This window comes from Streptomyces sp. NPDC059003 (genome assembly GCF_042740445.1).
Classification (GTDB): domain Bacteria; phylum Actinomycetota; class Actinomycetes; order Streptomycetales; family Streptomycetaceae; genus Streptomyces.
On the sequence record NZ_JBHYJH010000071.1, the window covers coordinates 1 to 26,434 of the forward strand.

Below are 26,434 nucleotides of genomic sequence, written 5' to 3' on the forward strand. Positions count from 1 at the left end.
TCGGCGAGTCCCACGACAAGCCCGTCTACCGCACCCGCATCGACTTCTACTGCGGCCTCGCGCTGTTCGGCGGCAAGGCAGCAGCACGCCTCACAGGCGTCCTGAACGGCTAACGCTCACAGAGCCCCGCGCTCGTCACCCTTCGGGGCGGCGAGGGTGGGGCCTTTCGTGTTTCCGAGGCTGATCGCCGGACGCACAAGTGATCCCCTGCCTGGCGTAGCATCTCCGGCGTACGCTGCGAACCATGAGCAGTGTCGGGGATCGGGTGAGGGAACTCCGCAAGCGCGCTGATCTCACGCAGCGCGAGCTGGCCAAGGCATCCGGGGTGTCGTTCCGGACCGTCGAGAACCTGGAGCAAGGCCGAGGCGGCACGCCTCGTCTGGAAACGCTACGAAAGCTGGCCGCTCCCCTGCGCACGACCACGAGCTATCTACAGGGCGACAGGGCAGAGGCCGGTGATCCGGATGCTGACACCGTGGAGCGCTGGGCGGGCGTGCGGTCCGTTCTGATGGGTCCGCCGCCGGTGTTGGGCCCGGATGATGTGCCGCCGACCGTGGCGGGTGTTCAGACCCTCGTACGGGACATGACGCCTCTGTTCTCCGGGGACCAGTTCGCGGAGCTTTCCACCGTGCTGCCGCCGTTGCTTCGCGAGGCTGAACTACTCGGTGCGGAAGGCCGGAGAGTTCGCGTGCGGCTCTTGCAACTCGCTGGGTGGCTCATGGTCCAGACCCGCCAGTTCGAGGCTGCGGAGGTGGCCTTGTCACGCGCGTTGGACGGCTCCGCCGACAGACTGGAGGGAGCCGCCACGGTCACCACCCAGTGCTGGCTGCTCCTCCGCCAAGGGCGACTGTCAGCGGCCCGCGAGCTGGCTGTCCGGTGGGCCGACGAGCTTGAGCCCCGCATGTCCAGAGCGACGCCGGATGAGCTGAGCGCGTGGGGTTGGGCGCTGCTGCGGCTGTCTGCCGCCAGCGTGCGGGACGGGCGTCCAGGGGACGCTGATGACGCGCTCCGCTTGGCTCATGCCGCCGCTGTGGCCCTGGGGCGGGAGCACGCGCCCGGCGGTGACTTCCTCCGGGCGTTCGGGCCGACCACCGTGGCCTTGAAGCGAGCCGAGAACGCTTCGGTCGTGCAGCGCCCGGATGAAGTGCTGAGACTGTCCACCCTCGTTCCCATGGGCGGTCGTCGCCCCACGTCGAACAACTGGAACCGTCACCTATTGGATGTGGCGAACGCCGAGGTGGAGCTACGGAACTACGGGCGGGCGGTCGAGAAGCTGACCGAGATCCGGAACAATTCGCCCGAATGGCTGCCGAACCAGCGGTTCGCGCGGGACATCCTCGGCAAGGTGGTGCGCAAGCGTAGGCGGTTGACCCCTGAGATCCGGGAACTGGCTGACGCGGTACGCCTACCTGCGGATATGTGACTTTCGCTCAGACGTCCCCCAAACTCCCAATTGTTTGTGGGGCGTTGCCGTCCGATGGTCGTTGCAGAGACGGCGCGAGAGGACGGCGAAGATTCATGGATAACGAATGGGCTCCCACCACGGGAACGTACGCGGTGGACACGGCAGACAGCCGCATCGGGGAAGTCCGAAGGCTGCACGAGGGGAACGTGCACCTCGTACCCCCGGGCGGAGGGATTGAGTGGACGGCGCCGCCTGGCCGACTGCGCAAGCCGACTGAAAACGAGACGTGGCAGGCACGGGTTTGGACACGCCCGGTTGGGTCACTGCCGTGACAGTCCCGTGGGTGCCCGCGCCGGGCGACCTGGTCAAGGGGTCCGACGGCCGGATCGGGGAAGCACTCGCGTGGGACGGCCAGACGGTCACGGTCACGCTGGCCTCGCTGCGGGATGGGGAGCTGTGGGAAACGGACACGTTCAGTCCCGCCAGTGACCTTGATGAACTCCGCGCCTTGCTCCTGAAATTGGTGCAGCAGTGACTGCCCTTGCACGGCCCCACAAGCGTGCTGATCAGCTCTCGCTGCCCTCAGAGTCGATGGGCCCCATCGACGACCCCACAAGCCCGCACGCGGAGTCTCCGCCCGGCTGGTGGGACCAGTTCGGCGGCGCGCTGGATCGGCGCTCCGGCGTCGTCCACATTCCACAGGGCCGGGCACGCGAACTCCCAGCCTGCCCCTTCCCCTGCCGACGCTGCCGCGCATCAGGGCGCCAACGGGCCACCTGATCCAGCACCAGGGCGTACGCGTACTCAAGACTCCCCTCCTCGGATCGCTGCCCAGACCCCGCGCCATTCGAGGAGGGGCACTACGCCCGTCCGGCCGCACGCCTTCCCTTTTCCCGTGAGCGGAGTCGGCCGGGCGGGCCGCAATCTCTCATCCCATCCGCAAGGAGTCTCCAGATGAGCGCTGCCCAAAACTCCCTGAAATTCGCATGGTTAGAGGTGACGGGACTCTGCAACGAGTTCTGCGATCACTGCTATGCCGACTCGTCCCCCCAGGGGACACACGGCACGATGACCATGCAGGACTGGACACGCACCATCGACCAGTTGGCAGCCATGGGCGCCGAGGACGTCCAGTTCATCGGCGGCGAACCGACCCTGTACCCGCACCTGCGGGAACTGATCACGCACGCCCACGGGGCAGGGTTGTCGGTCGAGGTGTTCTCCAACTTGACCCACATCCGGGGTCATCTGTGGGAGACGTTCAAGGAGTGCGGGGTCAAGCTCGCCACGTCGTACTACTCGGACACGGCCACCGAGCACGACCAGGTGACCCGGCTCCGGGGCTCCCACAAGCGGACCCGCGCGAACGTGGCCAAAGCGCTCAGCCTTGGTATCCCACTGAGGGGCGGCGTCGTTGCCGTGAACCAAGGTCAGCGCGTGCAGGAGGCAGCGCGGGACCTGGCGGCGCTGGGGGTGGAAACGGTCGGCGGGGACCGTACGCGGGCATTCGGCCGCGCCAGCAACGGGGCCACACCGACGATCGCCGACCTGTGCGGGCACTGCGCCCACGAGAAGTGCGCCATCGGCCCTTCCGGGGACATCTGGCCGTGCGTGCTGGGGCGGTTCCTGACCATCGGCAACGTGCTCCGAACCCCGCTCGCCGAAATCTGGGGTGGCGAACAGATGACCACGGTGACGGCCGAGATCGCCGCCGTACACGGAGAAGGTGCGCAGTCGTGCACACCGCCTCAGTTCCTGCCCATGTGCGGGCCCTGCGGACCGTGTGTCCCCTCCGTGGGGCACTGCGATCCGAGGGAGGCTGACGCCGTGGTGGAGGCGGCTACGATCGGCGCACCCGCTTGACCCTCCGGAACCGCAGGAGCGCACAAATGGACGACCACGGCGACGACTTCAGCAAGTGGGGCACGGAAACCCCCATCGGTGCCGTGCAGCGGAGCGAAGAGGAATGGGCCACCATCGCTGGGTACATCCGGCACGCCGCGAACAAGGTCGGCCCTGATCTTCCTCTGTGTCTCCCTGGCGAGCCGCAGGAGTGCGGGCGGACGGCTCAGCAACACGTGTTGGCGTGGGCGGCACACCTCAAGGCTGTGGCCCACCACCTCATTGAGCAGTCAGCACCGAGCGAGGCGCGAGCCGCGCACGTGGCCGGACCCCTGTACCAGCAGCGGCTGGCTCAGCTGCGCGCCTTGGACAGCTCCGAACACATTCAACAGTGACCGGCACTGGCCCTCCCCGTGCGCTACCTGAGAGCCGCACGGTGAGGGCTTTCGCGCGCTCTGACCAGGCAATACCCTCAGAACTCCTACTAGCGAGCATCGGGGCTTCCCGAAACCAGGGGCTCGGGCCTGTCCCCGGCGCGCGGGGTCACGACGCCGTCGCCAGGAACTGCGTCGCCGCCAGCTCCCCGTACAGCGGATCCGCCTCCACCAGCTCGTCGTGGGTGCCGATCGCGCGGACCCGGCCCGCGTCCATCACGACGATCCGGTCGGCCAGGGTCACCGTGGAGAGGCGGTGCGCGACGACCAGGACCGTCACGTCACGGGACACCTCGGTGACGACGTCGCGCAGCGCGAGTTCGTTGACGGCGTCGAGCTGCGAGGTGGCCTCGTCCAGGAGCAGCAGGCGCGGCTTGCGCAGCAGGGCGCGGGCGATGGCCACGCGCTGGCGCTCGCCGCCGGAGAGCTTGGAGCCGCGGTGGCCCACCACGCTGTCCAGGCCGTCGGGGAGGCGTGCGACGAGGGCGTCGAGGCGGGCGCGCACGAGGACGTCCTGGAGGTCGTCGTCGGTGGCTTCGGGGGCGGCGAAGACCAGGTTCTCGCGCAGGGTGCCCGCGAGGACCGGCGCGTCCTGCTCGACGTACCCGATGGCGGCCCGCAGGTCGGCGAGCGGCCAGTCGCGCACGTCGGTGCCGTCGACGAGGACGCGGCCGCCCGTCGCCTCGTAGAACCGCTCGACGAGGCCGAACACGGTGGTCTTGCCCGCGCCGGACGGGCCGACGAACGCGGTCATGCCGGGGCCGGGCACGGTGAAGTCCACGCCGTGGTGGACGTACGGCAGGTCGGGGCGGTAGCGGAAGGTGACGTCCTCGAAGGCGACGGACGCGGGCTTGCGGTGCGCCGGGTCCGCGGGGTCCAGCGGGTCCGCCGCCGGGGCCGACGCCGTCAGCTCCTCGGTCTCCATGCGCTCCGCGTGGACGATCCGCGCGACCGCCGCGGCGCCCACCTGGTACTGGGTGACGGCGTCGACGAGTCGGCTGACGGGGTCGATCAGGTAGAAGAGGAGCATCAGGAACGCCACGAGTGTCGCGACCGATACCGCCCCGGACGCCACGCGCGCGCCGCCGATGCCGAGGACGGCCAGGAACGACACCTGGATGGCGAAGCCCATGGAACTCCACGCCACCGCCTGCCACTTGGCCGACTTCACGCCGTGCCGCCAGGCTTCCCGCGCGGCCGCCTCGACCTTGGCCATCTCGCGCTGTTCGGCGCCGGAGGCCTTCAGGGTGCGGAAGGCGCCGAAGGCCCGCTCCAGGGCGGTCGAGATCTCCCCGACCGCCGCCTGGGACCGCTGGGTGGCCTTGGAGATCTGCGGCATGACCAGGCCGGTGGCCCCGCCGATGAGGACGATCACGCCGAGGGTGACGCCGAGGAGCACGGCGTCCATGAAGGCCATCATCACGATCGTCGCGACGACGGTGAGGGCGCCGGAGAACGCCGACACCACGGACTGCGTGGTGACCGCCTGGAGCAGTGTGGTGTCCGACGTGACGCGGGACATCAGGTCACCGGGCTGGACGCGTTCGATCTCGGTGACCTTCAGGCGCAGCAGGCGCTGGATGAGGGAGCGGCGCGAGTCGAGGACGACGGACTGGGCGGTGCGCTCCAGTATGTAGCTGCCGATGGACTCGACGGCGGTGCCGATCACCAGGAGTCCGGTCAGCAGGACGAGGACCGAGGTGATCGACTCGTCGTCGGAGAGGCGGTCGAGCAGCGTCTCGATCGCCACGGGCTGCGCGAGGCCGGTGGCCGCGCCGATCAGCGTGAACAGGCCGCCGAGCAGCACCACGCCGCGGTGCGGCCGGAAGTGGCGGTAGAGGACGCTCCAGGTCTCCTTGGCAGGCAGACGCTCGGTCTGCCCGGACTTATCGGGTTTCTCGGGCTTCTCAGACTTTTCGGTGCCGCTGTCTTCGGTGCCGCTGCGTTCGGTCACGTTCTGCTCAGCCTCGGTCTGCTCGGTCGGGTCTCTTTCGGCGTGCGGTCGCTTGCCGGAGGCCGGGTCCGCGCCGGCCGGATCTGCGCCAGTCACACCCGGCAGGACGCAGCAGGGACCGTTCCACCTGATCGGATCCGCACATGCGTCCGACCGGCGGCACGCCGTCAGCGCAGCCGCAGCCGCAGCTCTCCGACCCGCAGCAGCCGGGCGAGCAGCACATAGCCGACGGCCATGGCGGCGGCGCCCGCGGCGAGCGCGAGGGCGGTGTGCACCGTGTCCGCGGCTGTCGCGTCGGCGCAGGCCCGCGCGACGGCCCAGGCGAGCGCGCCCGCCGGTGCGGCGGCGAGGGCCAGCTTGCCGTAGGTGCGGGCGAGGCGTCGGCCGTCCAGGCGCCCGTCGAGCCGCCTGCGCAGCAGCCGCGCGGTGAGCAGCAGCCCCACGGCGTACGACAGCGTGTACGCGCCCGCCATGCCGACGACCGCCCAGCGGGTGGGGAGCAGTTGGTGGCAGGCGGTGGCCAGGGCGATGTTCACGGCGGCGATCCACACGGCCATCCAGAACGGCGTCCGCGTGTCCTCGAAGGCGTAGAAGCCGCGCAGGAGCAGGTACTGCGCGGAGAACGGGATGAGGCCGAGGCCGAAGGCCTGGAGCATCTGGCCGAGCGGCTGCGCGGAGGCGGCGTCGGCCGTGCCGTGGCCGAAGAGCAGCGTCGCGGTCTGCGGGCCGAGCGCGAGGAAGAAGAACCCGGCGGGCACGATCACGACGCCCGTGAGGCGCAGCGCGCGGGACAGCTCGCCGCGCAGGTCGTCGGTGCGCCCCTGCGCCGCCGCCGTGCTCAGGCGCGGAAGGAGCGCCGTGACCAGGGAGACGGTGACGATGGACTGCGGGAGGAGCCAGATGGTCTGCGCGTACGAGTACGCCGTGTATCCGGCGCCCGCGGTGGGCAGTCGCTGGTCGGCGGCGTTGGCGTAGTTCGTGACGACGGTCAGCGCGACCTGGTTGGCGAGGACGAACAGCAGGGTCCAGCGGGCGGCCTGGGCGCTCTTGCGCAGGCCCGCGCCGCGCCAGTCGAAGCGCGGCCGGAAGCGGAACCCGGCGGCGCGGACGTACGGGACCAGGGCGAGGGCCTGGAGCGCGATGCCGAGGGTGGTGCCGAGTCCCAGGAGCCGGACCTGGGCGGGCGTGATGTCCGCGACGTGGTCCGGGGCCGTCATCAGGCCGAGGTAGGCGGCGAACATGCCGATGAGCACGAGGTTGTTGAGGACCGGTGTCCACATCATCGCGCCGAACTTCTCGCGCGCGTTGAGGACCTGTCCGAGCATGCCGAACATGCCGTAGAAGAAGATCTGCGGCAGCAGGAACCGGGCGAAGACGACGGTGAGTTCGAACGCTTCGTGGTTCTGCGGCGTGTCCCGCATGTACAGGCCGACGATCTGCGGCGCCGCCCACACGGCGAGCGCCGTGCCCACCGCGAGCACGCACAGCACGAGCGTGACCAGGCGCTGCTCGTAGGCCTGGCCGCCGTCGGCCTGGGTGGACCGGGCGCGGACGAGCTGCGGCACCAGCACGGCGTTGAGGGCGCCGCCGATCAGGAGTGTGTAGAGCCCGGTGGGCACGGTGTTCGCCGTGTTGTACGTGCTGGCGAGCAGGCCGGTGCCGAGCGCGGCCGCCTGGAGCACCTGCCGGATCAGGCCCGTGGCGCGGGACACGACGGTGCCCGCGGCCATGAGCAGCGAGGAGCGGGCGAGCCCGCCTCCCGCTCCGCTCCCGCGCTTCCTGTGCGGCCTGCTCCCGCCCCGCGTATGCGGCGTGCCCCCGCCCTTCGTACGCGGCGTGCCCCCGCCCTTCGTACGGAGCTTGAGCCCGCTCCTCGTACGCGGCGCGGCGTGCCGCCCCCTCTTCGACGCAGTCCCCTCCACCATCACGCCAACCTACCTGGCGATGATCAAGGGGCGGCCTTCCCTCGGGATGCGCGGGCTACGCCCGGAACGCCTCCGGCCGCTCCGGGCTCGCCGCCGCCAGCGCCTTGGTGACCTCGTCGACGCCCGCCCGCAGGCCGTAGACGGGGGTGTCGGGCTGCTGACGCCAGGACTCGTCGATGCCGCCCGCGTCGACGGTGTCGAAGCCGAGCTCGTCGATGAGGTCGCGGACGGCCTGCTTGGCCGTTCCGTCGTCCCCGGCGACGGGCAGCGCCATGCGCTCGGGGTCGCCCTTGGGCAGCGGCTTGTCGAGGATGTCGACGGCGTACGTGCCGTTGAACGCCTTGATCACCGGGTGGCCGATGTGCCGCTCGGTCCAGCGGCTCTCCGTCTCGCCGCCCTCGATGGCGTCGATCCTGCCGTCGCGCTCCTTCGGGTAGTAGTTGCCGGTGTCGATCACGGCGACGCCGTCGGCGGCCTCGTCGACCAGGCCGGACGGCAGGTCGGGGATGTTCTTCAGCGGGATCGTCACGACGACGACCTGCGCGCCGCGCGCGGCCTGCGCCACGGTGACGGGGGTGGCGCCGGTCTCCTCGGCGAGGTCGGTGAGGGTGTGCGGGCCGCGGGAGTTGGCCACGGACACGTCGTGGCCGAGGGCGGTCAGGCGGCGGGTGAGATTGCCGCCGATGTTGCCCGCGCCGATGATGCCGATCTTCATGGGGTCCTCCAGGCCGGGTGCGCCACGACGGGATGCCGCGGCCGCACAGGTGATGTGCCTGCAACCTCGAGGTCGGCGGGACTATTTCCCTCGCATTCGGTGATTCTTGGCCGCTCAGCGCCCGTGCGGGGGCGGGGCCCGTGCCTGGCTGCGTATTCCCGGCAGCCGCTCGCCATGCCATCGGATTCCCGATGGCAGCCACTGGTTCTTCTATTGGCTCCCTATGGTTCGGGGCGCCTACCTTCGAGGCATGTCGAAGATTCTTTACGTGATGACCGGCGCCGAGCACTGGACTCTCGCCGACGGGACGAAGCACCCCACCGGCTTCTGGGCCGAGGAGGCCGTGGCGCCGTACGCGGCGTTCAGGGCCGCGGGCCACGACATCGTGGTCGCCACGCCGGGCGGAGTCGTGCCGACCGTCGACAGGGCCAGCCTCGCGCCGGAGGCCAACGGCGGCCAGGAGGGCGCCGACAGGGTCACGGCCGCGCTCGCCGCCTTCACCGAGCTCACCGCGCCCCTCCGCCTGGAGGACGTGGACCCGGCCGACTACGCCGCGGTGTTCTACCCCGGCGGCCACGGCCCGATGGAGGACCTCGCCGTCGACGCCACGTCGGGCGAGCTCCTGACGCTGGCCCTGGAGTCGGGCACGCCGCTCGCCGTCGTGTGCCACGCGTCGGCCGCGCTGCTCGCCGCCACGAAGGACGACGGCACCAACGCGTTCGCGGGCTACCGCCTGACCGGGTTCACCAACGCCGAGGAGACCCAGGCCGGTCTGGCGGACAAGGCGGCGTGGCTGCTCCAGGACCGGCTGGTGGCGGCGGGCGCCGACTTCGTGGCGGGCGAGCCGTGGGCCTCGCACGTGGTCGTCGACCGCAATCTGGTCACCGGCCAGAACCCGGCGTCCTCCGCCGCGGTGGCCGCCGAGCTCCTGAAGAAGCTGGGCTGATCCCGGGCCGGAGGGCCGGAGGGCCGGTCCCGGGCCGGAGCGCTCGTCCCGGGCCGGAGCGCCGCCGCGAGGCGTGGCCGGATCCTTGCAGGACCTGGCCGTTCCGCCACCACCGGGGGCGTTCCCGGCGGGGCAGTCTGGGGCCGTGCCCGGCACACGGGCACGGGAACCCCGTCGCACCGCCCCGAGAAGGAACACCTTCATGACGCAGCCCCTCACCGCCCCTTCGACCATGCGCGCCGTGTCCCAGGACCGCGCCGGAGCCCCCGACGTCCTGAAGGTCGTCGAGGCGCCGCGGCCGGTGCCGGGCCGGGGCGAGGTCCTGGTCCGCGTGCGCGCGGCGGGCGTGAACCCCGCCGACTGGAAGACCCGCGAGCGCGGCGTGTTCGCCGACGGGTCGGTGCCGCCCTTCACGCTCGGCTTCGACGTGGCCGGAGTCGTGGCGGCCGTCGGCGCGGGCGTGACGATCTTCGAGGTCGGTGACGAGGTGTTCGGCATGCCGCGCTTCCCTCACCCGGCGGGCGCGTACGCCGAGTACGTCACCGCTCCGGCCCGCCACTTCGCCCCGCGCCCGCGCGGCCTCGACCCCCTCCAGGCGGGCGCCCTGCCGCTGGCGGCGCTCACCGCGTGGCAGGCGCTCGTCGACACGGCCCGCGTCGAGCCCGGGCAGCGGGTCCTGATCCATGCGGCGGCCGGCGGCGTGGGCCATCTGGCCGTGCAGATCGCCAAGGCCCGCGGCGCGTACGTCATCGGCACCGCGAGCGCCGCCAAGCACGACCTGCTGCGCACGCTCGGCGCCGACGAGCTCGTCGACTACCGCGTCCAGGACGTCGCCGACACCGTGCGCGACGTCGATGTCGTCGTCGACAGTATTGGCGGCGCCAACTGGGCCCGCTCGCTGCGTACGGTGCGCCGGGGCGGCACGCTCGTCTCGATCCTGCCGCCGGACGACACGTTCCCCGCCCGGCAGGCCGAAGAGGCCGGGGTGCGCGCGGTGTTCATGCTCGTCGAGCCGGACCAGCAGGGGCTGCGCGAGATCACCAGGCTGGTCGAGGAGGGCCGCCTGCGGGTGCTCGTCGACGCGGTGTTCCCCCTCGAACAGGCCGCTCAGGCCCATGAATTGGGCGAGGCGGGCCGCACCACCGGAAAGATCGTCCTCACCGTCAATCCCTGACACCGCGGCCTTTCGTATACGGGACACTCGTATACGGGACACCCGCCTGCGGAATCACCGCCCGGCCAGGCTTTCCGGCTCCGCGCAATTCCGCTGGAAACGCGCGGCGAAATATGCTGGAAATACAGAGAATATGGCCGGATCGATGCGCTGTCACGGCCAGGAGAGCCTTGGCCGATTCCACGCTGTTGGCATGTGCTGACCCGTGGCCATCCTGGGTGGAGCGCCCGCGGACTACCTCGGCATTCCCTCAATGCTTCAAATAATGCGCGGGCGTCTGCCCTTTGCCTGGCGCATCGGGACAGCGTGTCGAGTGGGAGGATTGCCATGAGGTTCGGATCCGCGCGCGACAGCAACGCGAAAGAGATCGAAAGGCGGTACCGCAACTCATTCGGACGGGCCGCGGGATATCTCCCCAAGGACAGGGCCGCCATCGGCTCCTGGCATGCCGAGTTCACCCGGGAAGTCGAGAGCAAGCGGGCGAAGAAGGCGCTCCACCGCACCGACGGAGTGACCCAGCTGGAGCAGCTGCTCGACCAGGACGGCATCGTCCGGATGTATGTGACCCAGATGATCGACCAGGTCGGCTCCGCGCACCAGAACGTGCAGGACATCCCCGACCTGCTCGACCACCTGGACCACATCGTCACCTATGCCCCGCGCTACGGCCCGCCCGGCACCGAGCGCAACTTCTTCCCGTTGTCGGCTCTCTTCGTCTACATGATGATGACGCCGGCCGGTGAGGCGGTGTTCCGCAATACGGCGTTCAACGACGCGCTGCGCGCGGTCCTCAAGGACTGGTGCACGTACCTGGACAGCGGGGACAGCCTGAGTGTGGTGAACAAGGAGGACGGCTGGCTGTCACCGGCGGCCGTCGACGAACTCACCCTCGACGATTTCGTGATTCCGGATCCCGCTGACGCGCACGGGGGATTCCTCTCGTTCAACGACTTCTTCCATCGGGAGGTCAAGTCGAGCGCCCGTCCCATCGACGGCACGACCGACGCCAAGTGCATCGTGTCCGCGAACGACGGAAGGGTGGTCAAGTACGCCTCGCAGGTGCAGCGGTCCGACACCTTCTGGCTCAAGGGGCAGCCCTATTCGCTGTTCAACATGCTCAACGGCGACGAGGACCACACGAGACTTTTCACCGGCGGCACGGTGTTCCAGTCGTTCCTGTCCGGCGGCAACTACCACCGCTGGCGCGCGCCGGTCGACGGCATCGTCCGCAAGGTCGAGCGGGTCGAGGCGCTGATGTTCAGCGACGCGGAAACCGCGGGGGTGGACCCGGACGCGGGCACGCAGTCGCAGGGGTACGAGACGGCCGTCAACACCCGGGGGCTCATCTACATCGAGAGCGCCGCGCCGATCGGCACGGTCTGCGTCATGCCCATCGGCATCACGGAGATCTCCTCGATCACCATCGACGTCCATGAGAACGACGTGGTGAAGAAGGGCGACGAGCTGGGCTGGTTCAGCTACGGCGGTTCCAGCATGTGCCTGGTGTTCCAGCCGGGGGCCGTCGACCACTTCACCGTCCCGCAGAACACCACGGGCGACATGGAGAAGGGCGCCCCGATCAAGGTCAACGCGCAGATCGCACAGTCCAGTTGAGCGCCCGGGACATCGACTTCGGGGCGAAGACGCCCAAGCAGTACCTCGTCGACGAGTGCGCCGGCTTGAGCGCCACCTATCTGGAGCTGGGCGGCGCCGACGGGGTCGCCAACCAGATCTCACTGCTCCCCGACTTCACGCTGCCCGGCCACTGAGGCGGGCGCCGCGCGGCGGCGTTCCAGGCTGAGGTGGGCGGACAGGAGCCCGGCCACGCCGGTCAGGGCCCACAGCGCCCAGGGGCCGAGCGCGTACACGGCGCCGCCGATCAGCGGTCCGGCGCCCGTGCCGGTCGTGTACGCGACGCCGTGCAGCCCCTGGTAGCGCCCGACCATGTGCGGCGGGGCCAGGCTGCCCAGGTAGGCCTGGGAGATGGAGCTGGTCAGCATCTCGCCGAGCGTCCAGAGGAGCACCGTCGCCGCCAGCGGGACCATGCCGGTCATGAACCCGGTCAGCGCGAGGCCGACGCCGGTGATCAGGTTGCCGACAGCCAGTACGCGCTCCGGCCGGTACCGGGCGACCGCGCCGGTGAGGGGCAGTTCGAGCGCCAGCACGAGCAGGCCGTTGAGCCCGATGAGGAGACCGAAGTCACGCTCGCTCAGGCCCACGTCGCTGACGTGCAGGGGCAGGCCGACGGTGGACTGGACGTAGACGAACTCGGCGCACACGGTCATCAGCAGGAACCGCGTCAGGGTGCGGTCGGCGAGCGCCTGCCGGTACCCGGCCTCCTGGTCCGCCCGCGGGACCGAGTCGGCGTCCTCGTCGGACCGCGCTGCGGGAGCGTCCCGCAGCAGCACGCCCACGACCACGCCGAACAGCAGGCACGCGGCGGCGTTGCCCAGGAAGAGCCCCACATAGGAGGTGCTGGCAAGGACGCCGCCGATGACGCCGCCCAGGGCGGCGCCCACGTTCATCGCGAACCGGAACACCCCGAAGGCGGCGAGCCGTTCCTTGTGGGTCGCCGCCACGGAGTCGAGCAGCACGGCGGCCGCGGCGGGCCGGTAGATCTGCGAGGTCACGCCGATGAGCCCGACCATCGCGACGATGAGCGGCAGCGGTCCGAGGGCCGGCACAAGCGCCGTGAGGCCGGAGGTGGTCACGGCGGAGAGGACGATGGTCCAGCGTCGGCCGATCCTGTCGGCGAGGTGGCCGCCGACGGCGTTGCCGAGCACTTTGCCCACTCCGGACGCGGCGAGGACGAGCCCCGCGGCACCGGCGGAGTGGCCGCGCCCGGTCAGGTAGAGCACGATGAACACGGGCAGGAAGTTGCCGACCTGGTTGACCAGGATGCCGAGGCTGATGACCCACACCCTGGCGGGCAGGCCGCGCAGCGCGTCGCGGAATCGCGGCTCGTCGGTGTCCGGCCGGGTCGGTGGTGCCGTGCTCATGCGACGGGCTCCGTGCGTACGCGGACGGCCGCGGCAAGGCGTCTGCTGTGGGCGATCGCCTCGGTGGCGGTGGCGCCGCGGGCGACGACGTGCCCGACCTTCTCCTCGTTCCAGGTCAGTTGGGGCACCTCGTCCCCCTGGCCCACCTCCAGCTGGAGGTCGACGCACGCCGGGTCCGCGCGTACGGCGTCGACGCCGGTCACCTCCACGACGCGTCCGGGCTCCGGCGTGAGGAACCGTACGGCCGCGCCGCCACGCGGCTCCGGAGATGTGGCCAGCGGCTCCATCAGGCCGAGCCCGGCGCTCAGGGCGTAGCGCTCCATGTCGACGCCGTGGGCGAGCTCGGTCAGTTCGTTGATGCGGTCGCCGCCGACGCGGTTGTGCGACTCGACGATCCGCGGGCCGCGCGCGGTCAGCTTGATCTCGGTGTGCGCCGGGCCGCCCCGCAGCCCCACCGCGTCGAGGAAGTCCGTCACCAGGTGGGTGACCTCGCGCAGTGTCTCGGGCGGGCAGCCGCTGGGCTGCGCGTGGCCGACCTCGACGAAACCAGGTCCGCCGGTCTCCTTGTCGGTCACCGCGACGACGACGTGCCGGCCGTCAAAGGTCAGGGTCTCGACGCTGATCTCCGGTCCTTCCAGGAACTCCTCCATGAGGAACGCGTCGAAGGAGTCGGCACAGGCCAGGTCCCCGGCGCCCCACTGCCTGTCGTCGAGGGACCGGAACCGTTCGGCGACGGTGTCCACGTCGGCCCGGTCGCGGACGCGGAACACCCCCAGGCTGCCCGATTCGCGGATCGGCTTGACGATGATCGGGAGCCCGTGCGCCGCGGCGAACTCCCGGACGTCCTGGGTGGATCGGCCGACCGCGGCGGCCACAGGGCTGATGCCCCGCGCGGCCAGGTGCCGACGCATCCGCCCCTTGTCCATCAGGAGTTCCACGGTGGCGACGGACTCACCGCCGAGGCCGAGCGCCTCGTTGATCCGCGCCGCCGGCAGCAGCCCGAGCTCGAACAGCGACACGGCGGCCCGGAACGGGTGTGCCTCGTGCAACGTCCGGACCAGCGGAAGGAGCCGGTCGGTGTCGACGTAGTCGAGCAGCAGCGCCTGATCGACGTGGGGCCGGTGGCCGTCGCCGTACGCGTCCGGGAACTGGGCGTGCACCACGTCCAGGCCGAGCTCACGGGCCTTGCGCACATGCGCCGGCCTGCCGCCGACGACCAGGACGCGAGGGCGTCCTGCGGTGTCCGTCGCGGGCCGTGGTCCGGTGGACGGTCGGCCCTGGGCGGGGGTGTACGCGGCTGAGAAGATCATGTGCCAACGGTGTGCCCGGCCGCCGAGAGTCGGCGCGTCGATTAACCGACGCCGTTAATCGGGCGCGGCCTTTCGGTGGTCCCGTGCACCATGGGGTCCATGAGCGTCGCCATCGACATCACCGGGCTTCCGCAGGAACGGATCGTGTTCGGGCCTTCCCCGCTGGCCGAGCTGGGCGCGGCGCTGCACGCGCTCTCCGAGCCGGCCCACCACCCGGGCCTGCACGGCTGGGCGACGACGACGGCCGCGGGACTGAAGCCGGATCTCCTGGCCCGGATGTCGGAGGCGGAGTTCCTGTGGCGGTCGACGCGCTCCGACACCCTGATGCCGAGCCGCCCGATGCCTCCGGCCACGCTGGCGGAGGAGCTGGACGAGGTGGACAGGCTCGACGACGAGACGTACGTCGAGGCCGCACTCGAGATCAACGACGCCGGCTGCACGCTGCGCGGTGGTGGCGGGGGCTCCCCCCTGGTGGACGCTGCCGCCCGGGACGCCGCCCTGGAGCGGGCGTCCGCGCGCGGCCCCCGGCAGCTCGCGTTCGCACAGCACCTGCTGAAGGACCCGGTCACCGTCCGCGGCTGGATCCGGCGTCTCCTTGAGGACTGCGACGAGGCGTTCTTCGCCGAGGCCTGGCAGCGCGTCCGCCCTCAACTCGCGGCGGACGCGAGGGAGAAGACGGACCTGCTGCGCCGCAAGAGCCTCGCCGACGCCCTCACGGCGGTGTCGCCGACCGTGACGCTCACGGAGGACGCGCGGCGCCGGTGCATCACGATCGACAAGCTGGCCGACGGGCGGACGGAGGCCACACAGCCGGGCGTCGACCCCGGCGTCACGTTCGTGCCGAGTGCGTTCGGCTGGCCGCACCTGGCCGTGCTGTACGCGCCTGGATGGCGCCCCGTCGTCGCCTACCCGGTCTCCGCACCGGAGTTGAGAGCAGGTCCCGGCACGTCGGAGCTGATGGAGAAGCGCCTGATGGCGCTCGCCCACCCGGCCCGGATCCGCCTGTGCTGGGCGCTGGCCCGCGCCCCGTACACGACGAGCGAATTGGCGAAGGGCTTCGGCATGGCCGCACCCGAGGTGTCGCGCCACCTGAAGGCCCTGCGCGAGGCGGGCATGCTCACCACGCAGCGGCACGGAAGGTACGTGCAGTACCAGTTGGACGTCACCGTGGTGGCACGCCTCGGCAGCGACTTCCTCGAATCGATCCTGCGGTGAGCGCGGAGCAGCGACTGCCGGGCGGCCGGACCGTGGGGGCGGTACGCATCGGTGACACGGTCCACCGGCCCGTGCAGCCCTGGACTCCTGCCGTGCACGCGGTGCTGCGCCATCTGGAGGCGGTGGGGTTCGGCGGCGCGCCCCGGGTGGTGGGGATGGACGAGCAGGGCCGGGAGGTCCTGACCCATCTGGTGGGCGAGACCGCCGGCGAGGACCTCCCGTGGCCCGCGTGGGTGTACTCGGACACGGCGTTGGTGAGCGTCGGCCGCTGGGCCCGTCGGCTGCACGACGCGACGGAGGCGTTCGTGCCGCCGCCGGACGCGCGCTGGCTCGCCGGGCAGACGTGGCGGCCGGGCCTGGTGATCGGGCACCACGACGCCGCCCCGTGGAACGCGGTATGGCGTGACGGCGATCTCGCCGGGTTCTTCGACTGGGACACGGCAGGACCTTCGTCGCGCGAGTTCGACCTGGCGTTCATGGCGTTGACGTGGGTGCCGTTGCACGCCCGCCGACTCGTCGAGAGAACGGGTTTCACCGCGTTCGACGACCGCTCCCGGCGCCTGCACCTGCTGCTCGACGCCTACGGCTACGACGGCGACCGGTCCGCGTTCGCCACGGTGGTCGCCACCCGGGCCCGGACCAACGCCGACGTCATCGCCCGCATGGCCGCCACCGGCGACCCGGTCTACACGGCACTGGAGCCAGTCGCAGCCGACCTGCGCCAGGCCGCCCTCGAAGTCGAGGCGCTCCCTGCCTCCTTCTGGACGGCCGCCGACGGTTAGTGCCGACCCATCGGACAGGCCCTGGGGCACCGGAACGGCTTGCAGGGCTCGGGCCTCCTCCTGAAAAGGACTCGGCCCTACACCGCCCCGGGCAACTGTCGCAGCCACGACGCGAGAGCCGCGTAGTCGCCATCGGTCAGACCGAGTCGGGGGTCGACCCGGTGGAGCAGTGCCTGTCCACGGTGGTGAGCGTCGACCCACTTCCGGTCGGCGTCGGTGACCTCGTCGTCGACCCAGACGAACGGCCGCCCCGCCGCCCACGCGACGAGGCCGCGGGTCTTCCAGTGCAGCCCCTCTCGCTCGTCCTGGTCATCGATGTCGGACGGCTCCGGCCACACCACCACGGGCAGGTGCGGGAGACCGAGCAAGGGAGCGATGCAGGCGTTCGCGTCGTCCATCCAGGTCGTGGCCCAGACCAGCTCGCACGGGAGCGCGGCCAGCTTGGCGCCGTGCCGGGGATTGATCCTGGTCAGGAGCGGATTCGTGTCAGCTGCGAGCGTCAGCGGTGCGGTCCCGTCCGCTCAGCGGGAACTCCGGAGCCGGTCGTCCGCGTCTCGATCCGACGTACGTGGCGTCCTGCGACACTGCCAGGTGCACCTTCGCGCCGCAGCACGCCGCCATCGCCTTCCGTACCGCACCGCCGGCCCTGAACGACGAGGACATCATGAGCAACCGCGAGACCTACCGCTCCCGGCCCCGTGAGTGCCGCACTCCCGCCGCCCTCGTGGCCGGGCAGGAGCAGGCACCGGCGCGCGCCGCGAAGAGCGTGCTGTGATGTCCGGGACCGACGACACCCGTACGCCAAGCGGCTCCGACGGCCTCGGCGCAGCCGCTGCCGAGCAGACGGCACCGGCGGGCGCTCCGCCCGACCGCCACCGCCCCGGGCTGTGGCGCGACATGTCGCTGTCCGCGGTCCTCGCCGGGTTCGTGGCCGTCGTGGTCTCGTACTCGGGCCCCTTGGTCATCGTGCTCGCCGCCGCCTCGGCCGCGCACCTCGACAAGGACCAGACCGGCTCCTGGGTCTGGGCCATCTCGATCGGCAGCGGTCTGACCTCCATCGTGCTCAGTCTGCGTACGAGGATGCCGGTCATCACCGCCTGGTCGACGCCCGGCGCCGCCCTGCTGGTCACCAGCCTGGGCGCCTACTCGTACGAGGAGGCCATCGGGGCGTTCATCGTCACCGGCGTGGTCATCACCCTGGTCGGGCTGACCGGGGTGTTCGGATGGCTGATGCGGCAGATACCCGCGGCCGTGGTCTCCGCCATGCTCGCGGGCATCCTCTTCTCCTTCGGCACCGGCGTCTTCACCTCGTTGAAGAGCGCGCCGTGGATCGCCGGGTCCGTCCTGGTGGCCTATCTGCTCGGCAAGCGGTGGCTGCCCCGCTACGCGGTCCTCATCGCGCTCGCCTCCGGTGTGGTCGCCGGCCTCGCCACGTCGCGCCTGGACGTCCAGTTGGACAGCCTCGAGCTGGCCCGCCCGGTGCTGACCGCCCCCGCGTTCTCGCCCGACTCGCTCATCGGCATCGCCGTGCCCATGATCCTCGCGACCCTGGCCTCGCAGAACGCCCCGGGCATGGCGGTGCTCACCGCTTCCGGGTACGAGGCCAAGGACCGGCTCCTGATCGGCTCGACCGGCCTCGCCTCCACCGCGCTCGCCCCCTTCGGCTCCCACGCCATCAACCTCGCGGCCATCACCGCGGCGATCTGCACCGGACCCGAATCCCACCGCGACCCCCGGCGCCGCTACGTGGCGGGCGTCGCGTGCGGGGCGCTCTATCTCCTCATCGGAGCCTTCGGCACCACCCTCGTGGTCTTCTTCGCGGGGCTGCCGAAGGAACTGGTCGCCGCCATCGCCGGTGTCGCCCTGTTCGGGGCGCTGGCCGGTGGCCTGAGCGGGGCGGTCAAGGAGGAGAAGGACCGGGAAGCCGCCCTGATCACCTTTCTGGCCACCGCGTCGGGGGTCACCCTCTTCGGCATCGGGTCGGCCTTCTGGGGTCTTGTGTTCGGTGTGGCGGCCCACCTCACCCTGACGCGGTGGCCCAGCGTCCGGCGCTCCGGCAGCTGACGTTCTCTCGCGGCAGGGCGAGGCGGGCGTGCCGCCTGCGGTGCGGGTTAGGGCCCTTCTGATGGATCTCCGTGGAAGAAGGAGCGGCGTCCGGTGCGTGCTCTCGGCGTGCCGCGCGGAAGTCCTCGTAGCGGAGCTACTTGGGCTTTCGCGCGGTGCGCCGAGAGTGCGTGCCGGACGCCGCGACGCCGCGGAGATCCATCAGAAGGGCCCTAGTCGGCCTGCAGCGCCTTGACGGCCGCGACGGCCCGGTCCAGCAGCTCGACGGGGCAGCCCCAGTAGTCGTAGATGCCGCCACGGGCACGGTTGCTGCCGCAGACGACGAACACGCCGGTGCCCAGCTCCGCCTTGAGGTGGGTGGCCAGCCAGCCGACGAAACCGCTGTTGTCCGCCTGGCCGTCGAAGTGGAAGGAGAAGATCCCGAAGCGTTCGACGCCGTCGCGTTCCTGGGTGAGCGGGACCAGGCGGCTCCAGCTCTCCTGGTCCCGAACGACCGCCAGCGTCTCGCCGGTGAGCTCGGGCGGCTGGTCGGCCGGGGACTCCTCGAACCACCAGACGCCGTCGTGCACGACGAGGTCGGCCTCGGCGATCACACGGCGCAGCCGCCGCTCCGTCTGTTCCGCCGTCTCCACACTCACACTGACCATCAGCGAGACCCCTTGATCCGTGAAGCCGTGACCCCCTCGGGGCTCACCGCGAGCTTGCCTCCCCTGTCCGGAAGCCGACGGCCTGGCGACGGCGTCCGGAGCAGGGCAACCGCCGTCGCAACGCCCTCACCTGTCCCGTTTATTTCACGTCGGCCCGCCCCGTCTCTCTTTCCGGCACAGCCCGTCCCCTCACATGACGAGCATCGCCACGAGCACCACGAGCACCGCGGCCAGGACGGCGAGGCCTCCGAGCAAGCAGCTCGGTTTGTTGATCAGGTCGGAGAGCCGGGCCGTGACGGTCGGCGGATACGGCGTGAAGGCCGACGACTGCGGGGGCGCTGCCGGCTTCAGGGCGGGGCCGGGTGGCGGCGGAGCGGGGGGCGGTGTGTCGTTCCGGCTCATCGCGTCCCGCACGATCTGGCACCACAGGTGCGGCAGCAGGTCGGGGGGCCGGCTGTTCGCCGGTTCGAGGATGCTCTGCCGGAGCCAGTTGCCCCAGGTCGGGTGGGGGGCCCGGCTCATGCGGTGCACCAGTTCCCGCATATCGCTCAGATAGCGATCGTCCCGGGCCAGCGGGGCGACGGCCCAGGTGAAGACGTCGGCCGCCCGGTCGACCAAGGCCTTCCTCGACGCGTGTTCCTGACCCGTCTCCTGCGGCGTGAAGTACAGGCCGTTGGCGAGCGCCTCGGCGCACAGCTGGTGTTGCATCTCCAGGTCACGCGCCTGGACGCGGTCCGGCCTGCCCAGTTCGTCGAGCACCAGATCCAGCGAGTCCGGGGACAGTTCCCCGGAGCGCAGCTCGTGCAGGAGCAGTTCGTCGGACCGCGTGCGCAGGTCCGCCTTCAGGATGCCGCTCCGGCTGCCGTCCCCGTCCCCGCGCCGGTGGTCGCGCAGCTCCCGGTGGAGGGCGTGGGCGTCCTGGCCGTTCGGTGTGGTGGAGGTCGTCGGGGCGGTCGGGCCGAGTGCTCGGTGCGCCGCGGCATGCTCGCGCTCCTCCTCCCAGCCCCGATCGGTCTCCGGGTCCCGGCTCCGCCTCTGGTCCCACCCCTCATCCCATCCCTGGTCCAGCCCCTGGTCCAGCCCTTGATCCCGCTCCCGCTGATCCCGCTCCCGCTCCAGACGCGGATCCCGTTGCGGACGCGGATCCCGTTCCGAACGCGGATCCGCCGGGCGCTCCGCCGACGGGGTGGCCCGCGTGCCGACGGTGCGCTTCGGCTTGAGGATCTCCTGGAGCCGGGCGCGGCGCCGCTCCCAGTCCAGGGACGCGCCGTCGGCGAGCTCGTCGACGAGCTGCGGTACGCCGGGAGGCGCCTGCGGATGCGCGAGGAGGTGTTCCACGAGCCGGGACGCCGCCCAGTGTTCGAACCGGGTCTCCTGCAGCCGACGGCCCCGGACCCGGGCCAACGGGCCGGAGCCGCCCGAGACCGGCTCCCAGCGCGGGACGGACATCAGCCGCAGGTGATGCGTGTCCACGGCATCACACGTGACGAACGTCCAGGGCTGGTCCAACCAGGTGCCGAACAGCAGGACAAGGCCCAGGTAGACCAGCGGCACCTGGCCCCAGTCCGGCGTCTCCTCCCCCAGGAGCAGCGACACGCGCTGCGTCGGGTCGCGCAGCAACTCCGCGCCGACGAGGGTCAGCGCATGCTTGACCCGGGGCAGCAGCTCCAGCATGTCCGCCTGGCGGCGCTGGGCCAGCTCGTCGAGCTTCGCGCAGTCGACCCTGTTCTGCTGCCCGGACGCCTGCTCGGCCCACCGCTGTTTGCGCCAGCCGCCGTACGCGAGGGCGAGGCACCGCGTGATGTCCAGGCTCTCGCCGTCGCCGATCAGGACATGGCTCACCGTGCTGGGCCGGCCGCCCCGGTCGGTGGTGGGCCAGCGCTGGACGAGCAGGACGTCCCCGTCGCGGGACAGCGCCCGCACCACGCTCGGCCGGGTGGCGGCCGCGCCGGACGTCCACAGCAACGGGCCGAGTTCCCGGCCCAGTTCCTCGGCGCGCCCGGGGTTGCAGGAGTGGGCGACGGCCTTCATGCCCGTGCCCTGGCGGCCGCGGTTGCCGTCCCACCGGAAGACGGCCTGGTGCACCAAGCGCCGGGCGGCGTCACCGCCCGGTCCGTACAGGCCCGGCGATTCGCCGGGGTCCGGGCCCCGGCCCTGGAAGTCGTTCACTGACGTTCCCCTCCCTCGGTTCCACCGGACTCCCCGGACCCGCCGGAGCCCCTGGACTCCCTGCGAGCTCCGGCCCTCTCCGGTGGCATCCACTCGATGGCGGGCGCCTCTCCCACGGCCAACGCCTCGGTGCCGCCCGGTACTTGGATCAATCCGTGCATGGCGAGCAGCGCGAGGACCGGCTCGAGCACCCGCCGGGGCCCCGTCCCCGTCGGATAGCGGCCCTGGTCCTCCTGGCCGCCGGTGGCGGAGGCGATGTGCAGGGTGCACCGGCGGATCGCGTCGAAGGGGCGCAGCCACGCGGGACCGGCGTGCCTGCGCAGCAGCCCGTACACGTCCCTGCTCTCCTCGCGCACAAGGCCGGGGTCGAGCGCGGTGGCCGGCGGCCGGCCCAGCCACCGGTCGACGGGCGGCTGGAACCGGAGGAGGTCCGCCTTTCCGAGCACCACCGCGGCCGGCACGTCCACATAGCCGCTCTTCTTCGGCAGCCGGTCGAGGACCGTACCGAAGGCGAGGTCGCCGTCCGGGTTCACCTCCACGCCCCAGCGTTCCCTGGCGTGGTCCAGCTGCGGCAGCGGGAGGGCGAGCGCCGGATCGACGACGAAGATCAGGGCGTCGACCCCGAGCAGGAACCGCAGTGCCGCGTCGGTCCGTACGAGGTCCTCTCCGCCGAGGTCGAAGAAGGCGACCGGGCGCACCTGCCCACGGGCGTCGGTGATCAGGAGGGACTCCACGAAGCGGGCGAAGTCCTCAAGGCCCAGCGCGGCGGTGTGGTCGAGGACCTTCCCGCTGCGCAGCAGCTGCACCCGGTCCCGTACGAACCTCGCGTGCTGCTCCGGATTGACGGACTGCCACTTCAGGCCGAACGGCTCCAGGCCGCCGTCGGTGATCGCGGCGATCATCTGGGTCAGCAGATGGCTCTTGCCGGTGGACGACTGGCCGACCATCGCGACGGTCAGCGGGCGGCCGTAGGTCAGATAGGGCACCGGGATGAAGTGCTCGGGGAAGTCCGGGTCCGCCGTGCACTTCTGGACGGCGCCGCGCATGATGTCGCCGCGCCGCACAGGGTTGTTGATGCCCTTGAGGTCCAGCGGCTTGTACTGCATCCGGCTGTCGGTGACGAACAGCTTCGTGAGGTCGAGCTGGATGGTCTCCAGGCAGTACGGGCAGAGCACCGCGCCGTTGCCGCGCCCGGGCTCCGCTCCGGGCTCCTGCGGGGTCCGGGCGGAGGGCGCGTGCCGCCGCTTGCGCCCCAGCGCCTTGTCGAAGGCGTCCTGGTCCGTGGGTGCCTCGTCGGCCGGCACCACGAGCCGGACGCGCCGGACGGTGTCCTGCGCCACGACGTCGAGCACCTGTGCCGGCGTCGGCCGGGCGACCGCCCGCGGGGCGAAGGCGTCCCGCAGTGTCCGATCGAGCTTGCGGTGTTCGCCGAGATCGACGGGGGCCCGGTCGGCGGGTCCGGGCCGCCCGGTCACCAGTTGGTAGAGCACCTGGGCCGTGCTCCACACCGCGTCCCGGGAGTCGGCGAGCCCCTCGCCACGGCGCTGTTCGGGCGAGCAGAAGGGCGACCGGCCCCACGGGCTCCGTGGCTGTCCGGCCCGGGTCACCGATTCGAGGCCCCAGAGCTGGACCTTGGCGCCGTCCCAGCGCACGGTGGCGGGCGAGACGCCCCGCGGCACCATGCCCCGGCCCTCCAGCAGGTACAGGGCCAGGAGCAGATCCCGGGTGACGTGCTCCTGGTCGGTCGCGGAGATCACGTGGAGTTGCTCGACGGGCGTGCCCCGGGGCGGCTCGAACAGCAGGTACGGCTCGGTGGTGTCCAGCTCGTAGCCGATGACGCTCGGGAAGAGCGCCGCGTACTCCTTGTTGTCGCCGATCACCTGGTGCAGTTGGAGGACGGTGCCCGCCTCGGTGTCCAGCAGGGCGCGCGCCGCGGGGTTCGCCGCGTCCTTGGCGTTCAGGCGTACCTGCACGCACTTCTGTCCCGTGTCGCCGAGCACGGCCTTGCGGATCAGCTGGGGCAGCAGCCGGTCGCGGCGGAACTCCCGGCCGACGCGGACCGAGGTGACACGCCGCCGCCCCGAGGGCACGGTGAACGCGAGCTTGTCCGGAGACGGACCGCCCGGCCCCTCCGGCTGGGGATACGGGATGCTGGTCACCGGCGGTCCCTTCGTTCGTACGGGTGCGTGGCGTCGTACGGGTGCGTGGCGTCGTACGAGTCCGGCCCGTCGTCGGTGTACGTCCCGTCCTCCGCGTACGTCCCGTCCGGTGCGGAGCCGCGCCGGGGGCGGATGGTCTCCACCACGCCCATCCCCAGCGGGGTGAGGCGCACCAGGCCCGCGTACCGTCCCGACGACGTCCACAGGACGTCCTCGGGGTGCACCGAACCGCTCGACAGCCAGGCCTTCTCGAGCTCGTCGCGCACCGCCACGGGAGCGAACCTGAGCCACACCGCGGCCTCCGGGTCGCGATTGAGCAGGGTGCCCTGCTCGGGCGATGACAGCTGCACCACGGCCTGCCGGTCGGCCTCCGCGCCGACGAGTTCGGCCGCTCCGTGCGGGTCGGTGCCCAGCAGATTCGCGGAGGTGGCGCGGACGCGGCGCGGGGCGGCGAACGGGGGCGGCGCAAGAACTCCGTTGTGCTGGAGGTGGTGGCGTGCCGTCGAAAGGAGCTCGCGCACGCGTTCCTCGGTGCGCCGGACGGCGAGGGCACCTGCCTGGCCGCGTTCGACGGCGCCCCAGTAGTGCTTCATCGCCTCCAGCGCGGCGTCCGTCAGGTCGGCGGACAGGGTGGCGACCAGCTCGGGGCCGCCCTCGCCGTTCTCCCGTTCCAGCCAGCGCGGGGTGCCGTTGGCGCGGTGCTCCCGGGAACCCGCGGCAGCCGTCTCCCGGTCCTGCTCCCGATCCCGGTCCCGGTCCCCGCGCTCCCCGTGCGACCCGTGCGACCCGTACTCCTCGGCGGGTTCGTCCCATGACGGGCCGTCCTCCCAGGCGTACACGCTCGCCCAGTCGCTGTCCCCGTCGTCGGGCCCGAGGAGGCCGTCGTCCGGCTCCAGGTCCGCGTCGTCGACGAGCCAGGGGTCCTCGGCCGACGTCCCGGCGCCGGGCGCACCGAAGCCGTCGGCCGCCCCGGCGGGCGCGGACCGATCCGGTTCGGGCACCGCCTCGGCCTCCGCCGCGGCCGCCGTCGCCCGCAGCATGCCCGCGACGGAACGGGCGGCGTCGGCGCAGTACAGGCGCTCCTCGACGGCCCAGTGCTCCCGGACCGCCTCGGCCAGCAGGCCGTCGAGCCCGGACAAGGCCAGGCGCAGTACCGCGGCGGCACGGCCCGGCGCCCAGGCCGCGGCCGCCGCCCGCCAGAGCCGGCGTACCGTCTCCACCGCGACGCCGAGCCCGACCAGCAGACCGATGGCGCCCACCCAGACGGGAGGTTCGGCCAGGTACGCCACCGCCGCCCCGACCACTGCACCGCCGAACGCCGCGACCCTGGGGGCCACGGCCCACCGGCCGGAGCGTCCCGCGCCCCGGAGCCGCAGCGACCCCAGCACGGCCATGCCGACGAACAGCAGCGGCACGACGACCGCGAGGACCAGGAGCGTCCCCCACCAGAGCGCGCCGAGCAGCCCCGCCCCGGCCGCCGCAAGCGGACCGGCAACGGGCAGGCCGGGCACCGCGGCATCTGCCGTGACCGGCTGCCGGGCCACGGCCTCCGGGGAGTGCGCGGCGAGCTTCGGCAGCAGCGCCGAAGGCGGCAGCGGCTCCACCCGCCCCGCCAGGCCGGTGAAACGCTGGGCCACCGACCGCAGGGCGAGCCCCTGGCCGAGGAGTTTCCCCGCGAACTCCCTCAGTCCCTCCCCGATCCGCTCCCCCATGCCCTCGGCCGACGGCACCCGCAGCCCGAGCGCCGCGAGCCGGGCCGCCGACTCGGCGGCGGACCGGGTGCTGCCGCCACCGCCGCGCAGGGCCGTGGCGACGAGCTCCCGGTAGTCGTCCAGTGCCTGGCGCGACTGCCCGACGTCCGCCTCGAACGCCTCCCGGCGTGCGGCCCTGACCAGTCCGGGCAGGGTCCGCAGCCCGGCCAGCGCCTCCTCGGCGTGGTCGAGGGCGTCCGCGCACGCGCGGTAGGCGTCGTCCGCGACGCCGCCGGGTTCCCGGTGTCCCAGGTCCCGGCCGCCCCGGCCCGCCACCAGGCCGCGCAGCGGCTCCGGCAGGTCGGCCCCCGACGACGCGGTGAGCAGCACGTCCGGCGCGAGTGCGGTGTCCTCGCCGGCGAACCGGGTGAGCGCGTCGCGCCAGGCCCGGTCGCGCACCTCCGGCGGCAGGTCCTGCTCAAGGAGCCGTACGCCGGGCGCGGCCACCGCCTCGGGCAGCAGCTCGATGTGGTGCAGCACGCGGAGGTAGACGTCCGGGACCGACAGCACGTCCACCAGGACCGCCAGGGCGTCCGGGTCGTCGGGTGCGGGCCGCTCCAGGGCGGTGCGGGCGGAGCGCAGATCACCGGCCCACAGCAGCGCGGAGCCCGAGGCCCGCAGCACCGCGGGGCGCACGAGGCGCCGGTCGGCCTTGAACCCCCCTTCCGGACCGGCGAACGAGCCCGGCGCGCTGCCGACGAGGAGCACCAGGAGCCTGACGTCGCCCACCGCGCGGTAACCGGCGAGCAGTTCGTACTGCGGCTGGTGGTCGATGAGCCCGGCCGGGGTGTCGACCACGAGGAACAGCGGGTCGTCGGGTTCCGGCAGCCCGGCCCTGCCCAGCTCCTGGGCGACCCTGGCCCGCACGGCCGACGGGCTGTGCAGCGCCGCCGCCCCGGCACGCAGGTCCAGGTGGACGACGGCTCCGAAGTCCTGAGGCATG

Annotated in this window: 21 protein-coding genes and 1 pseudogene; 12 read left to right on the plus strand and 10 right to left on the minus strand. The window is 72.0% G+C overall.

From position 1 onward, the window contains the following. Positions 1-244 precede the first annotated feature (244 nt). From ACFWZ5_RS23875 to ACFWZ5_RS23890, 4 genes are all read left to right on the plus strand, one after another. A complete protein-coding gene (locus tag ACFWZ5_RS23875; protein WP_384791418.1) occupies positions 245-1,423 on the plus strand; it encodes a helix-turn-helix domain-containing protein in 1,179 nt (392 codons plus the stop codon). A 310-nt stretch (positions 1,424-1,733) separates the two neighbouring features. Further along, positions 1,734-1,940: a hypothetical protein gene (locus ACFWZ5_RS23880; protein ID WP_384791414.1), complete on the plus strand. Its 207-nt coding sequence runs from the start codon at positions 1,734-1,736 to the stop codon at positions 1,938-1,940. Positions 1,941-2,359: 419 nt separating this feature from the next. Beyond that, positions 2,360-3,268, plus strand: a complete 909-nt coding sequence (locus ACFWZ5_RS23885) for a radical SAM protein (protein ID WP_384791411.1) — start codon at positions 2,360-2,362, stop codon at positions 3,266-3,268. Positions 3,269-3,294: 26 nt separating this feature from the next. Continuing rightward, positions 3,295-3,642, plus strand: a complete 348-nt coding sequence (locus ACFWZ5_RS23890; protein ID WP_384791408.1) for a hypothetical protein — start codon at positions 3,295-3,297, stop codon at positions 3,640-3,642. A 148-nt stretch (positions 3,643-3,790) separates the two neighbouring features. Here the strand turns inward: ACFWZ5_RS23890 and ACFWZ5_RS23895 are convergent, their stop codons facing one another. The 3 genes from ACFWZ5_RS23895 to ACFWZ5_RS23905 all read right to left on the minus strand — a co-directional run bounded on the left by ACFWZ5_RS23895 (position 3,791) and on the right by ACFWZ5_RS23905 (position 8,275). Then, entirely contained in the window at positions 3,791-5,548 is a 1,758-nt protein-coding gene (locus tag ACFWZ5_RS23895; RefSeq protein WP_384791552.1) for an ABC transporter ATP-binding protein, read from the minus strand. A 254-nt stretch (positions 5,549-5,802) separates the two neighbouring features. Next, positions 5,803-7,365, minus strand: coding sequence for a murein biosynthesis integral membrane protein MurJ (gene murJ, locus ACFWZ5_RS23900; RefSeq protein WP_384791549.1), 1,563 nt, complete (start codon positions 7,363-7,365; stop codon positions 5,803-5,805). A gap of 250 nt (positions 7,366-7,615) precedes the next feature. Further along, positions 7,616-8,275, minus strand: coding sequence for an NADPH-dependent F420 reductase (locus ACFWZ5_RS23905; protein ID WP_384791405.1), 660 nt, complete (start codon positions 8,273-8,275; stop codon positions 7,616-7,618). Positions 8,276-8,525: 250 nt separating this feature from the next. Between ACFWZ5_RS23905 and ACFWZ5_RS23910 the strand changes: the two genes are divergently transcribed. The 4 genes from ACFWZ5_RS23910 to ACFWZ5_RS23925 all read left to right on the plus strand — a co-directional run bounded on the left by ACFWZ5_RS23910 (position 8,526) and on the right by ACFWZ5_RS23925 (position 12,164). Continuing rightward, entirely contained in the window at positions 8,526-9,221 is a 696-nt protein-coding gene (locus tag ACFWZ5_RS23910; RefSeq protein WP_384791402.1) for a type 1 glutamine amidotransferase domain-containing protein, read from the plus strand. 202 nt (positions 9,222-9,423) lie between these two features. Beyond that, positions 9,424-10,395, plus strand: a complete 972-nt coding sequence (locus ACFWZ5_RS23915) for an NADP-dependent oxidoreductase (protein ID WP_384791399.1) — start codon at positions 9,424-9,426, stop codon at positions 10,393-10,395. A gap of 327 nt (positions 10,396-10,722) precedes the next feature. Further along, a complete protein-coding gene (locus ACFWZ5_RS23920) occupies positions 10,723-12,009 on the plus strand; it encodes a phophatidylserine decarboxylase associated domain-containing protein (RefSeq protein WP_384791396.1) in 1,287 nt (428 codons plus the stop codon). After that, complete coding sequence (locus tag ACFWZ5_RS23925; protein ID WP_384791393.1) at positions 12,006-12,164, plus strand: hypothetical protein; 159 nt, start codon at positions 12,006-12,008, stop codon at positions 12,162-12,164. Before ACFWZ5_RS23920 ends, ACFWZ5_RS23925 begins: the two co-directional genes overlap by 4 nt. Here the strand turns inward: ACFWZ5_RS23925 and ACFWZ5_RS23930 are convergent. Both ACFWZ5_RS23930 and ACFWZ5_RS23935 read right to left on the minus strand, forming a co-directional pair. Next, positions 12,129-13,394, minus strand: coding sequence for an MFS transporter (locus tag ACFWZ5_RS23930; RefSeq protein WP_384791389.1), 1,266 nt, complete (start codon positions 13,392-13,394; stop codon positions 12,129-12,131). The genes ACFWZ5_RS23925 and ACFWZ5_RS23930 overlap by 36 nt on opposite strands. Continuing rightward, positions 13,391-14,704 carry an ATP-grasp domain-containing protein gene (locus ACFWZ5_RS23935; protein WP_384791386.1) on the minus strand — a complete coding sequence of 438 codons (1,314 nt, stop codon included), beginning with the start codon at positions 14,702-14,704 and terminating at the stop codon, positions 13,391-13,393. The genes ACFWZ5_RS23930 and ACFWZ5_RS23935 overlap by 4 nt, the downstream gene beginning before the upstream one ends. Positions 14,705-14,803: 99 nt before the next feature. On the opposite strand from ACFWZ5_RS23935, the gene ACFWZ5_RS23940 reads away from it, so the two are divergent. Beyond that, complete coding sequence (locus ACFWZ5_RS23940; protein ID WP_384791384.1) at positions 14,804-15,919, plus strand: DUF5937 family protein; 1,116 nt, start codon at positions 14,804-14,806, stop codon at positions 15,917-15,919. After that, a complete protein-coding gene (locus ACFWZ5_RS23945; protein WP_384791380.1) occupies positions 15,916-16,701 on the plus strand; it encodes a phosphotransferase in 786 nt (261 codons plus the stop codon). Before ACFWZ5_RS23940 ends, ACFWZ5_RS23945 begins: the two co-directional genes overlap by 4 nt. A 77-nt stretch (positions 16,702-16,778) precedes the next feature. Here ACFWZ5_RS23945 and ACFWZ5_RS23950 read toward each other — a convergent pair. Beyond that, positions 16,779-17,195, minus strand: a pseudogene (locus ACFWZ5_RS23950) (hypothetical protein); the annotation flags it as partial. Between the two features lie 74 nt (positions 17,196-17,269). Here ACFWZ5_RS23950 and ACFWZ5_RS23955 point away from each other — a divergent pair. Then, the gene (locus tag ACFWZ5_RS23955; protein ID WP_384791377.1) at positions 17,270-17,476 is read left to right on the plus strand and encodes a hypothetical protein; all 207 of its coding nucleotides are present in this window, start codon (positions 17,270-17,272) and stop codon (positions 17,474-17,476) included. Further along, on the plus strand, positions 17,476-18,765 hold the full coding sequence (locus ACFWZ5_RS23960) for a benzoate/H(+) symporter BenE family transporter (RefSeq protein WP_384791374.1): 1,290 nt from the start codon (positions 17,476-17,478) through the stop codon (positions 18,763-18,765). Before ACFWZ5_RS23955 ends, ACFWZ5_RS23960 begins: the two co-directional genes overlap by 1 nt. A gap of 212 nt (positions 18,766-18,977) precedes the next feature. On the opposite strand, the gene ACFWZ5_RS23965 is transcribed toward ACFWZ5_RS23960, so the two are convergent. From ACFWZ5_RS23965 to ACFWZ5_RS23980, 4 genes are all read right to left on the minus strand, one after another. Continuing rightward, positions 18,978-19,412, minus strand: a complete 435-nt coding sequence (locus tag ACFWZ5_RS23965; RefSeq protein ID WP_384798815.1) for a DUF6196 family protein — start codon at positions 19,410-19,412, stop codon at positions 18,978-18,980. Positions 19,413-19,601: 189 nt separating this feature from the next. Then, complete coding sequence (locus ACFWZ5_RS23970; RefSeq protein WP_384798818.1) at positions 19,602-21,581, minus strand: hypothetical protein; 1,980 nt, start codon at positions 21,579-21,581, stop codon at positions 19,602-19,604. Then, on the minus strand, positions 21,578-23,740 hold the full coding sequence (locus ACFWZ5_RS23975) for a hypothetical protein (protein WP_384798821.1): 2,163 nt from the start codon (positions 23,738-23,740) through the stop codon (positions 21,578-21,580). Before ACFWZ5_RS23975 ends, ACFWZ5_RS23970 begins: the two co-directional genes overlap by 4 nt. Continuing rightward, positions 23,737-26,433, minus strand: a complete 2,697-nt coding sequence (locus tag ACFWZ5_RS23980) for a hypothetical protein (protein ID WP_384798824.1) — start codon at positions 26,431-26,433, stop codon at positions 23,737-23,739. The genes ACFWZ5_RS23975 and ACFWZ5_RS23980 overlap by 4 nt, the downstream gene beginning before the upstream one ends. Between the last annotated feature and the right edge of the window lies 1 nt (position 26,434).

What these genes read in the sequence shown, in the direction of transcription:
- ACFWZ5_RS23875 (WP_384791418.1), top strand. Translation starts at nt 245, where the DNA reads ATGAGCAGTGTCGGGGATCGGGTGAGGGAACTCCGCAAGCGCGCTGAT.
- ACFWZ5_RS23885 (WP_384791411.1), top strand. Translation starts at nt 2,360, where the DNA reads ATGAGCGCTGCCCAAAACTCCCTGAAATTCGCATGGTTAGAGGTGACG.
- ACFWZ5_RS23890 (WP_384791408.1), top strand. Translation starts at nt 3,295, where the DNA reads ATGGACGACCACGGCGACGACTTCAGCAAGTGGGGCACGGAAACCCCC.
- murJ (WP_384791549.1), bottom strand. Translation starts at nt 7,365, where the DNA reads ATGGCCGCGGGCACCGTCGTGTCCCGCGCCACGGGCCTGATCCGGCAG.
- ACFWZ5_RS23905 (WP_384791405.1), bottom strand. Translation starts at nt 8,275, where the DNA reads ATGAAGATCGGCATCATCGGCGCGGGCAACATCGGCGGCAATCTCACC.
- ACFWZ5_RS23910 (WP_384791402.1), top strand. Translation starts at nt 8,526, where the DNA reads ATGTCGAAGATTCTTTACGTGATGACCGGCGCCGAGCACTGGACTCTC.
- ACFWZ5_RS23915 (WP_384791399.1), top strand. Translation starts at nt 9,424, where the DNA reads ATGACGCAGCCCCTCACCGCCCCTTCGACCATGCGCGCCGTGTCCCAG.
- ACFWZ5_RS23920 (WP_384791396.1), top strand. Translation starts at nt 10,723, where the DNA reads ATGAGGTTCGGATCCGCGCGCGACAGCAACGCGAAAGAGATCGAAAGG.
- ACFWZ5_RS23930 (WP_384791389.1), bottom strand. Translation starts at nt 13,394, where the DNA reads ATGAGCACGGCACCACCGACCCGGCCGGACACCGACGAGCCGCGATTC.
- ACFWZ5_RS23935 (WP_384791386.1), bottom strand. Translation starts at nt 14,704, where the DNA reads ATGATCTTCTCAGCCGCGTACACCCCCGCCCAGGGCCGACCGTCCACC.
- ACFWZ5_RS23940 (WP_384791384.1), top strand. Translation starts at nt 14,804, where the DNA reads ATGAGCGTCGCCATCGACATCACCGGGCTTCCGCAGGAACGGATCGTG.
- ACFWZ5_RS23960 (WP_384791374.1), top strand. Translation starts at nt 17,476, where the DNA reads ATGTCCGGGACCGACGACACCCGTACGCCAAGCGGCTCCGACGGCCTC.
- ACFWZ5_RS23965 (WP_384798815.1), bottom strand. Translation starts at nt 19,412, where the DNA reads ATGGTCAGTGTGAGTGTGGAGACGGCGGAACAGACGGAGCGGCGGCTG.
- ACFWZ5_RS23980 (WP_384798824.1), bottom strand. Translation starts at nt 26,433, where the DNA reads ATGCCTCAGGACTTCGGAGCCGTCGTCCACCTGGACCTGCGTGCCGGG.